This window comes from Lactobacillus sp. UMNPBX19 (assembly GCF_002553805.1).
Lineage (GTDB): Bacteria > Bacillota > Bacilli > Lactobacillales > Lactobacillaceae > Lactobacillus.
In genome coordinates, this window is the sequence record NZ_PCYR01000016.1 from 1 (window position 1) to 14,777 (window position 14,777).

Here is a 14,777-nt window from a genome sequence, read left to right on the forward strand (position 1 = left end):
TTATCAACTTTGACTTCTTTGCCAGGTTTCAGTTCGTACTTATCGGCGTCTTGCTGCTTCACATATACATAGGCATCGTGTGCATCAATTGAGTAAGTGCCTGTTTCAGCTGCTTTATCTTTTGCTACTATCTGATAGCCTTCAAGAGCTTTTAAAGTATTGTTGTATTTTTCACCGATGTTTCCAGTTAAAAATTGTTTATATTTATCTATTTCTGTACCGTCACTTGGGATAAAGTTACTATTAATCCCACTATTGGTAACATCAATATAGTGAACAGTCATGGTACTCTCTTGCTCATGACCAGTCTTGGCATAGTAGTATACAGTACTATTATCAGTAGCGGTTACCGGATTAATAAACGTGTAGTTCCTACCATCGATGTTAAAGTACATCTTATTGGTACTATCGCTTGTTCCTAAGATCCTCACACCACTTGTACCGACAGTTTTGTTTAGAGGTTTGCCTTTGTAGTATACAACTGAGCGAATATCACCATACTTATCAATGACGGTACTTCTAACCATGACATCGCTAGTTTCAGAGAGGTCAAAGGTTTCACCGACACTAAATTCAGTAACATGACCAGCAGTTGGAATACCTGAATCACCATACTTAAGTCCATCAGTGGCAAAGCCTGAAGACCCCTCATAAGTATAACCATCAACAGTTGGGGGGGTAATATCGTCTGCTTGATATTGCTGGTTGCCGTAGCCACTTATTTTAATTGGCTGTACAAGATCTTTGCCAGTTGCTCGGTCTACATAGCGTATGAGTTGGGTACGCCGTTTAGGAATGTAGCTAGAATAACTACTAATCGACTTGCTCTTAGCAATCGCGTCATACTCACCTTTTCTCTTACCAGCAAGATCAGGATTCAAAAGGCCCCTATCAATTACTGGTAATAATCCATAAGGGTTAGTACCAGTATTTAGAGTAACAGAATATGAACCATTACCAAAGTTTTGAATAGTATAGCGACCCTTAGTACTTTCAGTACTTGTTTGAGAGCTATTTGCGGCAACTGTAAGCGTTTCAGTATTCACCCCTCTATAAAAATCGACAATTTTGGCTGTAATGGTTGGATTATCCAAATCGTTTTTATCGCGCGCTACTAAGATAAAATTGTGATCACCGTTACTATAATCAGCAAAAACAGCGAAGTAATATAAGTTTCCATCATTCAATGTATCTTTAATCTTCGTATATCCTTCATCGGAATGCCAATAAGAGTTTAAAGCTTTCCACAACCATGTAGCTTCTTTACCTTTAGCTTTTTCTGTTGAAACTAAGCCATTGTAAAATGAAGTAGGTTGAAGTTCGAACCTTTGTTTCGATTCAGGTAATTCTGCTTCTTGATCAGTTGCAAGTGACCTAGTACTTGAAGCTAATACAAGTGAAGCAGCTAGAAAATTCTTAACAATTTGATTATTTTCAGTATTTAAGTTAGATGTCGGCACACTAGTTTTTTCAGTTGGTACTTTTAAGCTATCGCTTACTTCACTAGTTTTATTTGAAACTACAGTAGGAGCTAATGATTTAATTGGAGTAGCCAGCGTTGCTGATTGCTCTTTATTATTTGTCGTATCTGTTGTTTGCACAGCATCTTTTTGATTATTTTCAGTATTTAAGTTAGATGTCGGCTCAGTAGTTTTTTCAGTTGGTACTTTTAAGCTATCGCTTACTTCACTAGTTTTATTTGAAGCTACAGTAGGAGCTAATGATTTAATTGGAGTAGCCAGCGTTGCTGATTGCTCTTTATTATTTGTCGTATCTGTTGTTTGCACAGCATCTCTGGCTACGTTATCTGAAGCCTCTTTTATTGCAGACTTTGTGTCTACTTCTGGAGTTGTTTCAGGTTTTGCTTGCTCTAATTTGGTTGATACATCAGTGATTGTATCAGCCTTAACCACATGTACTTCAGTCTTAGTTCCCAAGTAGAACCCAAACAATGTTGTCCCAATCAAGACAGACACAGTCTTACCTGCAATCTTCTTCAATGCGAAACGTTGTTTCTCATTTGTACTTATCCAATTCTTCATATTATACCTCACACAAAATAAAATATAATAACATTACACCATTATAGTAACACTTTTGTAAAGCTTTATCATGCATAAAAAAAAAACAGAATTCTCTACAAAAGACGGAATTCTTGGTTTAATTTTTTAAGTTATTGGTTATTTTTCACGTGAGTAAGATATTACTACAATGAATTATTTCTCTAAAACCATTGTTTCATCAGAGTATTTTTGTGGATCATTACCATCCCACTGCTGATAAATAATTTTTTTAGTTTTAAAACCAAAATGCGAATATAATTTTTTAGCAACTTTATTTTCCTGAAAAACTTCTAAAGTTATTGGACGCTTCATAATTCTTAAGACATAAGAAATGAGATTCTTCCCAACTCCTTGTCCCTGATAGGCGGGATCAACATAAATATAATCTAAAATATTTGGTTTGACGGCAATAAATCCAATAATTTTTTGTTTATCACATGCTACATAAATTTTAGAATTAAATAAATCCTCTTTATAAATAGCTTTTTCTAAAGGTTTAAAATACTTTTCAGCTTTTCCAATTTTTAACTCTTGCAATCTAGCCAAATCATGGATTCGTTCAATTTGATGATAGTCTTCAGCTTGATATTCTCTAATTATAATTTTCATTTTGTATCTGCCCTTTCTAAATTAATTTAAAAAGGCAACAAACGTAATCTCATTTTTCATCTCTCCATTTACTAAAATTACTAACAATTATATTCCTCATAAAAAAAGCTGCAAATAGCAAAAAACTATTTGCAGCTAAAAATTAATTATTTTTCACGTGAGTAAGACTTAACATCTGCATCGATTTCAGCAATGAAGTCATCTAAACTCTTAGAAATTTGTTCTTCTGTACCATAGCGACGAACGTTTACGCCTTTGGCATTCATTTCTTCGTCACCTAAAACTAAAGTATATGGAACTTTTTGAGTTTGTGATTCACGAATCTTGTAACCAAGTTTTTCATTTCTATGATCTACTTCTGCTCTAAATCCCCGCTTAGCTAATTCTTCACGTACTTTATCAGCATATTCACCATGAGCTTCTTCATTAACTGGAATGATTTCTGCTTGAACTGGTGCAAGCCAAGTTGGGAATGCACCCTTGTAAATTTCAGTTAAGTAGGCAATAAATCTTTCCATAGTACCAACAATACCACGGTGAATCATAACTGGACGGTGTTCTTCACCATCTTGACCAACATAAGTTAAGCCAAATCTTTCTGGAAGCATGAAGTCAAGTTGAATAGTTGACATAGTTTCATCATTACCTAAAGCAGTCTTAGTTTGAATATCAAGCTTAGGACCGTAGAATGCTGCTTCACCTTCTGCTTCAACGTAATCAAGGCCAAGGTCATCCATAGCTGCTTTAAGCATTGATTGAGATTTTTCCCACATTTCATCGTTTGCGTAGTACTTATCAGTATTCTTTGGATCACGGTAAGAAAGTCTGAAGTAGTAATCAGTAATATCAAAGTCCTTATAAACATCCATGATCAACTTCAAAACTTTAGCAAATTCTTCTCTAATTTGATCAAGTGCTACGAAAGTGTGTCCGTCGTTCAAAGTCATTTCACGTACACGTTGCAAACCTGACAAAGCACCTGATTTTTCATATCTATGCATCATACCTAATTCAGCAATACGAATTGGTAATTCACGGTATGAACGAATGTGGTGCTTATAAATTTGAATATGTGAAGGACAGTTCATTGGACGAAGTTCAAGCATTTCGCCATCACCCATGTCCATTGGTGGGAACATGTCATCACGATAGTGTGCCCAGTGACCAGAAGTCTTATAAGCATCTACGTTCATTAAGACTGGAGTATAAACGTGTTCATAACCATCAGCTACTTCTTTATCAACGATGTATCTTTCAACAACACGACGAATAGTAGCACCCTTTGGCATCCAGTAAGGAAGACCTGCACCAACTTTAGGATCAACAAAGAATAAGTCTAAGTCTCTACCAATAGTTCTGTGGTCTCTTTCTTTAATTTCAGCACGACGCTTCAAGTCTTCATCTAAAGCAGCCTTCTTGAAGAATGCAGTACCAAAAATTCTTTGAAGCATTGGGTTAGAAGATTTACCTAACCAGTATGCACCGGCAACTGATAAAAGCTTAAAGTTCTTAATTTTACCAGTGTTTGGTAATAAAGCATCAAAGCCAAAGTCAACAAAGTCACCTAACTTGTAAACTGCAACTTCGTCTTCTTCATCTTTCAAAAGATCCAATTTGAATTGGTCATCCTTAAAGATTTCTTCCAATTCACTCTTCTTCATTGAAGTATATTCAATCTTTTCTCCATTCTTAATGGCTTTCTGCATTGCCTTTTCAAGTTCTGGTAATTCAGTAACCTTGATTTGATCTTCTTTATCAGTATCTACGAAGAAACCACCTTCATCAGCTTCGTGCATCCCCAAACGTAATTCTGGGTATTTGCGCTTTGCAACAGCTTCAAGTAAGAATGCTGCAGTAGCACGTAAAATGTCTAAGCCTTCTTCATCTTTATCGGTAATAATAGCTGCGTCTACATCTTCATCAACGATATAATCTAAAGGCTTCATTACTCCATTAATCTTTGCACCAACAGCAGCTTTTCCTAGAGAAGTAGCAATTGAAGATGCTAATTCCTTAACAGAAACTGCCTTATCAAAATCTTTCTTAGAGCCGTCTGGCAAAGTTACAGAAAAACTCATAAATTTTTACCTCCAAATAAAAAATCCCAGCACTAAAAATAGTGCTGGGACGTTAAAATACGTGGTTCCACCCGAAATTCGAATTAATCATAAAATTAATTCCTCTAAAGGTCGTTAATGGTACCTAGCCAAATATAAAAAATTTCAGGAATGAAATTGGGGTTTTCTTCTAATCAGGAGCTTCCAGAACTAGGCCCCTGTCTCTGAAGTGAAGAAAATCATGTCTTTCATTGACTCTCATTATACTAGCTCATCAAATAGATGCAAGTAAAATTTTAAAATTAATTTCGACGATTTTTGCCACCAACAAAAACTTCTTTACTCAAAAAACGAACTCGTTCCATCAAACGTCTTGCCTTAACTTCATCAACGCTATTTCTAGTTTCGGCAAAATGTTCATTTAAGCCGTCCATTGTTATGTTCGAACTAAAAAATGTTGGTAAAACATTATCCATCCGCTTTTGTAGAATTACACCTAATACATCGTCTCGTGACCATTCACTTAACGTCTCTGCTCCAATATCATCAAAAATCAAAACCGGAGCTGAAGCAATGCGATCAATCTCATCGTTTAAACTATTATTTTGGAAATGACTTCCTAAACTAGCAATAAAAGAAGGGACATGTAGAAAAACTACTCTACTTCCTTGTCGTGCTATTGCATTAGCTACACCAGCTAGAATATAAGTTTTTCCTACACCAAAATCGCCAGTTAGATACAGTCCCTTTATATGCTTATTTTTTTTAAATTCAGCTAAAAACATTGCTACTTCATTCAAGGCATTCTCACGTTCAGGAGTTGCATCAACATTTGCTAATTCAACATGACGAAGCTTAGCAGGTAGATCAATCAGTTCAATTCTATTTTCTGCGCGCTTTTTAGCTTCTGAATTCAGTCTTGCTTCAGTAGGGACATAGGTAATATCAATTACTTTTCCATTAAGAAAAAGTTTAGGTGTATATCCCTCCATCACTGGATTAGGTGACTCAATTTGTTCAACATAGTTGAAAATTGTAGGAAGGGATGCCTGGACAATTTCTTTGTTCAATCTTTCTTTATTCTGTGCGAGAAAGTCTTGAACTTTTGGATGCTTTATTGCTGTTTTAGCAATTTTTTTGCTATCTTCACCTAATTTGCGTTTCTTTATAATTCGTGTAATTACTTCAGAAATATCTTCCACCAGTACAACACTTCCTATTCATTTTTACCAAATTCTCTAAAAATTCGATTTCTTTCTTCCGCAGACATCGATGTTTTTTTAGACTGATTTTTCTTTTCATACTCGGACCAGTCAGTTGTATTGCGGACGGTCTTCTTCTGAGTACGATAAGATGGACGTTTACGCTTATTCTTACGTTCCTTAAGATATGCAATTGCTTCAGTTGGTGTAGTAATTTTCTTTTGAAGCCAATCATTAGCAATTCGATCTGCTAAATTATTAGTTAAGACAGCATCATATTCAAAACAAGTATGAACTATTAGATTAATTAAAGGCGGTGTTAAACCCATCTGATCCTGCAAACGATAAATAACTTTCTTTTCATTAGCAGTTACATAACCACCCTTTTCTTCTTTTAATTCATATAGGTAATCAGTGGGAGTTTTACTATCTACTGCTCGAATCAACTCTGCATCTTCTGTTGACAAGTTCTTAATTGTTTTATCGGCATCTTTAGGCTTTTGCTGCAACTGTTTTCTAACCATTTCCTTATTTCGATTAAGGCCAAAGTTTTCGTTAACAGCATTTTGAATTGCATACATATTTAATTTATCTGTACCTGCCGACATAGTAATTAGAGAAGTTTCCACAAATTCCTGTTCCGTTAAGTGATAAAAATCAATAATTTGTTTAATTTCTACCTGATGCTTTAAAACTTCTTCTTTGTCAATATGATAGCTTGCAAATAAGTCGACTAAAAAGCTCCAATCAATCTTTACAGGCTCATTTCCTAGCTTTATTTCACTCTTATTATCTTTAGGAACTTCAACTGCTGCTTCTTTAACTTCCATCGGAGCATCAATTGCACTCTCAGCACTTAGATGAAATACGTCAAAAAATCCACTAGTAACCTCTTTAGCATCCTTTAATCCAATAAAAGTGCGCGGTGTAAATTTTTCTACTAAGCGATTAAAAGTTACATTTCCAACCCGTTCAAGTAACAAACTAGATAACAAAAATGTATGAAAAAATTCACCAGCTGAGGGAACCTTTTCCACTTCAAAAATCAAAGTTTCTCCTAAAACTGGATTTGATCCTATAAAAGTCTTAATCAACCCTGTTGCTTCTAAATGATGTAGGGTGGAAAATAAATCTTCTAATTTTAGATTTGTCTGGTCTTGAAGTTGATACAAAGTTTTATAATCTTTGGCAAACGGAACTTCATCAAACTCTTTTGTCAAAGTTATATATAATCCTACTCCTTGTATTCCTACAAGGGGTTCAAATAGAGTAGTTAAGACCCTTATATTTTCTTCACTAACAGCTACTTGATTAGCCACATAAAAAGGCTGCTTTGGATCAGCACTTTCAAACACTGACTATCTACTCCTTATCATGCTTAGCCATCATATCTTCCATGGCTTCCATAAATCCTGAAACATCTTTAAATTGACGGTAAATACTTGCAAAGCGAATATAAGCTACATCATCTAAGTTTGCTAACTCTTTCATTACTAAGTTACCAATATCTTTTGATGAAATTTCATTAAGGCCCTGCTTACGAATTTCATTTTCTACATGGTCAACTAAAGCATCAAGTTGTTCACTTGAAATTGGTCTCTTTTGTGCGGCCATCATTACCCCATGTAAAATTTTATCGCGATTAAATGCTTCACGGGTTCCGTCATTTTTAACTACTAATAAAGGTGAACGTTCTACTCTTTCAAAAGTTGTAAAACGAAAACCACAATTTTCACATTCTCTACGTCTTCTAATTGCTCTATTTTCATCACTTGGACGAGAATCAATTACTCTTGAAGCATTTTTATGACAGTTTGGACATTCCATTTTTTTACCTGCCTATCTCTTGTAATAAATCAGATAATTTTTTCTCTAAGTCACCTATTGTACCAGTATTAGCCACTACATAGGTAGCCCTTTTTTCTTTTTCACTTAACGGCATTTGATTATTTATTCTAACTATAGCTTCTTTTTTAGTGAAGTCATTTCGTTTCATTAAACGTTCAATCTGTAATTCTGGTGAAATAGAAATAACCAAAACACCGTTACATAAACTTTCAAAGCTAGATTCAAATAATAAGGGCACATCAATTACAACTAAATTTTCTTGATTTGCACGATATTGTGCCATTTGTTGTTTAATTTCTTGGTGGACAAGTGGATGTGTTAATTCATTAAGTTTTTTCAACTTAGCTTTATCGTTAAAAACTATTCCACCTAACTTACGACGATTGATCGTTTGATCATCATTAAGAATATCGGTACCAAAATAATCTACTACTGCTTTATAGCCATTTTGCCCAATTTCCATTATTTTATGAGCAATCAAGTCTGAATCAATAATTGGAATTTTTTTCTTTTTAAAAAATTCATCAGCTGTACTTTTGCCACTAGCAATTCCACCAGTTAAACCTAAAAAATATGTCATTTGTATAGCACCTGACAATGCGGACAGAAAGTAGTTCCGCGTCCATTTACTTTAATTTTCTCTAGAATAGTGCCGCAATTATTACACTCTTCACCCGCATGACCGTAAACTTGGAGCATATTTTGATAACCACCTATATCACCATTAGCATCCAAATAAGTATGTACCGTAGTACCACGCTCTTTAGTTGCAACAGTAATCGTATGATTTATATTGTGATATAAATCTACTATCTTGTCAGCAGGAATTGACTTCGCACTACTTAAGGGATGAATTTTACTCTGCCACAATACTTCATCAACATAAATATTTCCTAAACCACAAACTACTGTTTGATCTAAAAGAGTATTCTTAATATTTTTCTTCTTTCGACTTAGAGCATTAATAAAGTAATCCACACTAAACTCTTCAGTATTTGGTTCAGGGCCAAGGTGCCGAATTCCAGTTGTCTGTTTTTCTGTACCGGTTTCTACTAGATGCATTCTTCCGAATTTACGTACATCATCATAGCGCAGAGCAGTTCCATCAGTAAAAACAAATTCCACATGCTCGTGCTTTCCTTTAGGCTGATCAGGAGTTACTAAATGATATTTTCCTTCCATTCGCAAATGCGAAACCATCGTCAAGCCGTCATTGAATCTAAATAGTAAATACTTGCCATAACGATCAATTTTTAAAATTTTTTTATTCGTTAATTTTTTAACGAATTCATCTGGATCATTAACTATAATCTTTGGATACCAAATAATAATTTTAGCAATTGTTTTTCCTTTAACTAAAGGAATTAGAGTTCTTCTAACTGTCTCTACTTCTGGCATTTCGGGCATCGTATCACCTACTTACTGTTTATTTTGCATCGTACCAATTATGACCCCAATTAGAATCAGCAATTAGTGGAACATCTAATTTGACAGCTGACTGCATAACTTCTGGAACAATTTTCTTAATTGTATCTAACTCATCTTTTGGCACATCAAAAATCAATTCATCGTGTACTTGTAAAACCATTTTAGTCTTTAAATGTAGTTCATCAAGTTTTTTCTGCATATTAATCATGGCAATCTTAATAATATCAGCTGCTGATCCTTGAATTGGAGAATTAATTGCAGTTCTTTCCGCAAAACTTCTGACATTAAAGTTCTTTGAATGAATATCTGGTAAATACCGTCTTCTATGCATAATTGTTTCTGCATAGCCATTCTCACGAGCCTTTTTAATTGCGTCATCCATATAATTTTTAATTTGAGGATATTGTTCAAAGTAATTTTCAATAAACGTCTTAGCCTGCTTACGACTAATACCTAAGTTTTTAGATAAGCCATAGTCTGAAATACCATAAACGATACCAAAATTAACAGCTTTAGCATGTCTACGCATTAATGGCGTTACTTCATCAGGTGAGTCCAAGTGGAAAATCTTCATTGCAGTGTGGGCATGAATATCATAGCCTGACTTGAATGCTTCTTGCATATGTTCATCCCCAGAAACATGAGCTAGCACTCTTAGTTCAACCTGAGAATAATCACAAGAGAAAATATACCCATCTTTTGTTGAAGGAACAAAAGCTTTTCTAATCTGCTTTCCTTCATTAGTTCTGGTTGGAATATTTTGTAAATTAGGATCAACTGAAGAAAGACGACCGGTAGCTGTTAAAGTCTGTAAATAACGAGTATGGATTCTTCCATCAGGCTGAATACATTCAAGCAAGCCCTTAACATAAGTGTTTTGAATTTTAGCAATTTGACGATAGTCCAAAATTTCTGAAACAATTGGACTTTTCATTTTTAATTGCTCTAATACTTCAACAGATGTTGAGTAACCAGTCTTAGTCTTCTTAATTGGTGGTAAACCTAATTTTTCAAATAGGATATGCCCCAACTGCTTAGGTGAGTTCAAGTTAAATTCTTCACCAGCCTGTTGATAAATCTTATGTTCTAGTTCTTGTAACTTAACTGCAAAATCATTACCTAATTGATTCAAAACGGATGCTTCAACCTTGATTCCAGTAATTTCCATCTTTGCTAAGACGAAAGCCACTGGAATTTCAATTGTTTCATATAAATCATCTTGTTCATGATCTTTTAGTTTTTCAAGAAGTGGAGTCTTTAATTTCTCAATTACTGCGACTTTAGCTGCTAAATGTTCAAAGAATTCATTATCGTCAGGTACAGCTTGTTTTTTACCTTTTCCGTAAACTTCTAAATCAGTCTTTACAGAATAATCGTCATATAAATGAGCTACTTCTCCAAGATCATTCGAATTATTTTCATTATTAACTAAATATGAAGCAAGAAGCATATCATAGTCTAGACCTTCTGCCTTGAGATTTAGTCGATGTAAACCTACATAAGTTCTTTTAATATCAAAAACATTCTTCTTGATGGTCTTATCTTCTAGCATTTTACAAAGTGGATTTTCTTGCAACAAAACTGGATCTTTAGATACATAAATCTTATTACCAACTTTTAGAGAAAAGCCTTCAATTGGAGCCAGATGATAATTATCACCTAGCATTGCTAAATAAAAAGTTACTTCTTTTTCACTGATTTTATCTAGTTCAACGATATTCTCATTAGTTAATTCAAGATATTCGTATTTTTCAATCTCTTGTTCACTACTAGTCGTACCCGTGCTACCTAATTCTGCTAAGAATTTTTTAAATCCTAAACGTTCATACAAATTACGCAAATCTTCAATATTTGGTTCTTGTAATTTAGTATCAGCCAGATTTACTTCCACTGGCGAATCACGATCAATAGTGGCCAACTTTTTAGCTAAAAATGCCTTATCTTTATCATTAATTAAGTTTTCTTTTAGCTTAGACTTTTTCATTTCGTCTACATGTTCATAAAGTTCTTCAATAGAACCATATTTTTGAATTAGACGGGATGCAGTTTTTGGGCCAACCTTAGTTACACCAGGATAATTATCTGAACTATCCCCCATCAAAGCTTTCATATCAATGAATTCGGTTGGAGTAACACCGTTAACTTCTTTCATATGGTCTGGAGTATATGCTTCTGTATCGCCAACTCCATTTTTAGTAATTAATACTGTGGTTTTATCAGATGCAAGCTGAGTTAAATCTCTATCTCCAGTTACAATATCAACTGTATACCCAGCATCTTCTCCCATCTTAGAAAGTGTTCCAATAATATCATCAGCTTCATAATTCTTTAGCTCATAACTCTTTATTCCTAAGTCTTTAAGCATTTCACGAATTACCGGAAGTTGCTCTGACAATTCACTCGGTGTTTTTTGGCGACCACCTTTATAATCTTGATACATCTCAGTTCTAAAAGTAACTTTTCCTGCATCAAAAGCAACTAAAACATCAGTTGGATTAGTCTGTTTCATGATTGCGTCAAGCATATTTTTAAAAGTAAAAATTGCATTTGTATGCAGGCCATCTGGACTAGTAAAACGATCAAGCTGACGGTATAAAGCATAAAAGGCACGAAAGGCCACAGAGTTGCCGTCAATTAAAAGTAATTTCTTTTGTGCCATATTTTTCTCCTTAAATAAAAAACTGTCAAATTAGTCTCTTAACTATTTTAACAGTTTTTCTTCTATGATTTAATTATCTACTTTGCTTTAGTTTTCTTTCAAACTAACTCTTTATTAATATTGATATAACCAAAAAAAGAAACCACATCTCTGCTATAATGTGATTTCTTTTATCGAATACTTAAGTAAAAAATAATTATAGGGGAATATCTTTACTTAGATTCTACTTTTTTCGTGAAAATAGGTACTTTTTGTTGATAGTCATCTATTAACAAGTTTAAATTTTGTCGACCTTTCCATTGTCCATAGCCAAAGATCGACATGCCTAAAGATTTCAGCTTTTGGCAAAGCGCTTTCACAGATCTACTATATATTTATAATATGTAATTACATATTTGAAAGAAGGATTAAAAATGAAATACACTATTGATGATTTTGCCCGCTTAATTGACCATACTAATTTACACGCTGATGCTTCTAATGAAGATATGAAGAAACTATGTGATGAAGCGAAGAAATACCACTTCAAAATGGTGGCTATCAATCAGGTTCAATCTAAGTTTTGTTCAGAACAACTTAAGAATACTGATATTGACACTGGAGCAGCAATTGCTTTTCCATTAGGCCAACAAACTATCGAATCAAAAGTTTTTGATACTGAAGATGCTATTAAACAGCGGATGCAAGATGACAACGTAACTACAATTGAGATTAATAGATAAATGACTGAAGCAAAATATAAAAAAATTGAAGCTATTTTAAAACAAAGAATTATCGATCAAACCTATCCTCTTAATAGTTTATTGCCAAAAGAAATTGAACTAGCTGCTGAATTCAATACAAGTCGTCCGACAATTAACCATGCAATTCATAATCTAGTTCAACAAGGATTCTTAGAGCAACGCAAGCGATTAGGTACTATTGTTAAAAGAAACAAGATTACACAAGAATTTACTCATGTAATACAAAGTTACAACCAAGAAATGGATGATAAGGGATTAAAAGCGATAACTAAAGTGATCTCTTTTGATAAAATTAATCCTACTTCAGAAATACAAAGTGCTTTAAACTTATCTACTTCTGACTCAGTCTTTAAATTAGTTAGACTAAGATATGTAGACACGGTTCCAATTGTTGAAGTAACTACTTATATTCCTACTAAACTTGTTCCAGATCTAAATAAAATAGATTTTTCACAAGCATCCTTATACGATGAACTTAGGAAAAGAAATTTACCTGTCACCCATGTCACAAGAAAATTAGAAGTTAAAAAAGCTTCTTCAACTATATCTAAAACTTTAAAAATTAAGGAAAATGATCCTGTTTTTTACTTTCATAGTTATGGAGATACAAAAAAGGATCAAAAAATAGAATACTCAATTGCCACTTACCGTGGAGATTTGAACTCGTTTATTATTGATCTCAATATTAACTAAAAAGGATTGATTAGATCTTTTACTTTATTGCAAAAGTCTAGTCAATCCTTTTATCATAATTAAAACTATTCAATTAAAGTAACTTTTCATAAGCATCTTCATACTTAGGAATATCACCAGCACCCATAAATACAACAACTGCATTCTTGTGCTTAGTTAAATCAGCGATGTTGTCTAAATCAATTACTTCTGAACCAGGAATATTATTTACTAAATCTTCACTTGAAATATCTCCACTTGCTTCACGTGCAGAAGCATAGATAGGAGTAACATATGCTTTATCAACATCACGTAAGATTTCTTCGAAATCTTTTTGATATTTCTTAGTTCTTGAGAAAGTATGTGGTTGGAAAACTACCACTAATTCTTTATCTGGGAATTTTTGACGGGCAGCTTGAATAGTTGCACGCATTTCTGTTGGGTGGTGAGCATAATCATCAATTACGGAAACATCCCCAAAATCTTTTTCGGCAAAACGTCTTTTTGCGCCCTTGAAAGTAAGCAGACCTTCCTTAATATCATCCATTGGAACTTTTTCAGTATAAGCAACTGCAATTACGGCAGTAGTGTTTAAAATACTGTGATCACCAAATAAGTGAATTTCAAAACGGCCAAGGTCTTTTCCATGTGCTAAAACATTAAATTTAGAGCCAGTAGTTGTCTTTTCAATATTAACTGCTTGAAAATCGTCAGTGTCCTTAAAGCCATAAGTATACTTAGGAATATCAGTCTTTAAACTTTGCAAACGCTTGTCATCTCCCCAAACAAAGAGAGCCTTCTTAGTTTGATCAGCCGCAGTTTGAAAAGCACTAGTATAATCATCTTGATCCTTAAAGTAATCAGGGTGATCAAAGTCAATGTTAGTCATAATTTGGTAATCTGGATGATATGCCAAGAAGTGACGACGATATTCATCAGCTTCATAAACAAAGAAACGTGAACCCTCTACTCCTTTACCACGGCCATCACCAATTAAGTAGGAAGTAGGAGCTACTTCACCTAAAACATGGGACAAGAGACTAGTAGTTGAGGTTTTGCCGTGAGTACCGGATACACCAATTGAAGTATGCATCTGTACAATTTCTTCTACTGTATCAGGATAGCTTTGCCATTCAACATTTTTGTCTAAACATGCTGCTACTTCAGGATTATCTTGCTTAAAAGCATTTCCTTTAACAATTACTTGTTCTGCATTGCTCTTAATATTTTTTGGATCAAAGTTTTTTACTTCAATACCAGCTTTTTCAAGAGGAACTTGAGTAAAGGTGTACTTTTCAATGTCACTACCTGCAACATTATAGCCTAAGTCGTGCAAAACTAAAGCTAGGGATGCCATACCAGTTCCTTTAATGCCAATGAACCAAATTTGTTTATTTTTGTCTAACATATTATTAATATCTCCATAGTTTATGCCAAAATATTCGCTTTAATTCTACCATTTTTAGCACAAAAAAAGAACATACCCCAGCGTTATG

General features: G+C 34.0%; 11 protein-coding genes and 1 pseudogene. 2 read left to right on the forward strand and 10 right to left on the reverse strand.

Annotation, left to right across the window (positions count from 1 at the left end; all coding sequences use genetic code 11):
• The 9 genes from CP370_RS05855 to polA all read right to left on the reverse strand — a co-directional run.
• Positions 1-2,042, reverse strand: a 2,042-nt coding sequence (locus tag CP370_RS05855) for a MucBP domain-containing protein (protein ID WP_143467865.1), incomplete at its 3' end; no start/stop codon positions are given.
• A gap of 174 nt (positions 2,043-2,216) precedes the next feature.
• Entirely contained in the window at positions 2,217-2,672 is a 456-nt protein-coding gene (locus CP370_RS05860) for a GNAT family N-acetyltransferase (RefSeq protein WP_087712777.1), read from the reverse strand.
• Positions 2,673-2,818: 146 nt separating this feature from the next.
• Positions 2,819-4,750: a threonine--tRNA ligase gene (thrS, locus tag CP370_RS05865; protein WP_087712776.1), complete on the reverse strand. Its 1,932-nt coding sequence runs from the start codon at positions 4,748-4,750 to the stop codon at positions 2,819-2,821.
• 281 nt (positions 4,751-5,031) lie between these two features.
• Complete coding sequence (gene dnaI, locus CP370_RS05870; protein ID WP_087712774.1) at positions 5,032-5,931, reverse strand: primosomal protein DnaI; 900 nt, start codon at positions 5,929-5,931, stop codon at positions 5,032-5,034.
• A gap of 14 nt (positions 5,932-5,945) precedes the next feature.
• On the reverse strand, positions 5,946-7,286 hold the full coding sequence (locus tag CP370_RS05875; RefSeq protein ID WP_087712773.1) for a DnaD domain protein: 1,341 nt from the start codon (positions 7,284-7,286) through the stop codon (positions 5,946-5,948).
• Positions 7,287-7,293: 7 nt separating this feature from the next.
• The gene (nrdR, locus tag CP370_RS05880; RefSeq protein ID WP_011162337.1) at positions 7,294-7,758 is read right to left on the reverse strand and encodes a transcriptional regulator NrdR; all 465 of its coding nucleotides are present in this window, start codon (positions 7,756-7,758) and stop codon (positions 7,294-7,296) included.
• A 4-nt stretch (positions 7,759-7,762) separates the two neighbouring features.
• Positions 7,763-8,359 (reverse strand): dephospho-CoA kinase, encoded by a 597-nt coding sequence (coaE, locus tag CP370_RS05885; protein WP_087712771.1) that lies wholly within the window; start codon positions 8,357-8,359, stop codon positions 7,763-7,765.
• Positions 8,356-9,186, reverse strand: a complete 831-nt coding sequence (mutM, locus tag CP370_RS05890; protein ID WP_087712770.1) for a DNA-formamidopyrimidine glycosylase — start codon at positions 9,184-9,186, stop codon at positions 8,356-8,358. Before mutM ends, coaE begins: the two co-directional genes overlap by 4 nt.
• Before the next feature lie 19 nt (positions 9,187-9,205).
• Positions 9,206-11,866 carry a DNA polymerase I gene (gene polA, locus CP370_RS05895; RefSeq protein WP_087712768.1) on the reverse strand — a complete coding sequence of 887 codons (2,661 nt, stop codon included), beginning with the start codon at positions 11,864-11,866 and terminating at the stop codon, positions 9,206-9,208.
• Positions 11,867-12,279: 413 nt separating this feature from the next.
• Between polA and CP370_RS05905 the strand changes: the two are divergent.
• Positions 12,280-12,540 (forward strand): annotated as a pseudogene (locus CP370_RS05905) (2-deoxyribose-5-phosphate aldolase); the annotation flags it as partial.
• Positions 12,541-12,588: 48 nt separating this feature from the next.
• On the forward strand, positions 12,589-13,302 hold the full coding sequence (locus CP370_RS05910; protein WP_087712767.1) for a GntR family transcriptional regulator: 714 nt from the start codon (positions 12,589-12,591) through the stop codon (positions 13,300-13,302).
• A 73-nt stretch (positions 13,303-13,375) separates the two neighbouring features.
• Here CP370_RS05910 and murC read toward each other — a convergent pair whose 3' ends face one another.
• Positions 13,376-14,689 carry a UDP-N-acetylmuramate--L-alanine ligase gene (murC, locus tag CP370_RS05915; RefSeq protein ID WP_087712765.1) on the reverse strand — a complete coding sequence of 438 codons (1,314 nt, stop codon included), beginning with the start codon at positions 14,687-14,689 and terminating at the stop codon, positions 13,376-13,378.
• Positions 14,690-14,777: the final 88 nt, after the last annotated feature.

What these genes read in the sequence shown, in the direction of transcription:
- CP370_RS05860 (WP_087712777.1), bottom strand. Translation starts at nt 2,672, where the DNA reads ATGAAAATTATAATTAGAGAATATCAAGCTGAAGACTATCATCAAATT.
- thrS (WP_087712776.1), bottom strand. Translation starts at nt 4,750, where the DNA reads ATGAGTTTTTCTGTAACTTTGCCAGACGGCTCTAAGAAAGATTTTGAT.
- nrdR (WP_011162337.1), bottom strand. Translation starts at nt 7,758, where the DNA reads ATGGAATGTCCAAACTGTCATAAAAATGCTTCAAGAGTAATTGATTCT.
- coaE (WP_087712771.1), bottom strand. Translation starts at nt 8,359, where the DNA reads ATGACATATTTTTTAGGTTTAACTGGTGGAATTGCTAGTGGCAAAAGT.
- mutM (WP_087712770.1), bottom strand. Translation starts at nt 9,186, where the DNA reads ATGCCCGAAATGCCAGAAGTAGAGACAGTTAGAAGAACTCTAATTCCT.
- polA (WP_087712768.1), bottom strand. Translation starts at nt 11,866, where the DNA reads ATGGCACAAAAGAAATTACTTTTAATTGACGGCAACTCTGTGGCCTTT.
- CP370_RS05910 (WP_087712767.1), top strand. Translation starts at nt 12,589, where the DNA reads ATGACTGAAGCAAAATATAAAAAAATTGAAGCTATTTTAAAACAAAGA.
- murC (WP_087712765.1), bottom strand. Translation starts at nt 14,689, where the DNA reads ATGTTAGACAAAAATAAACAAATTTGGTTCATTGGCATTAAAGGAACT.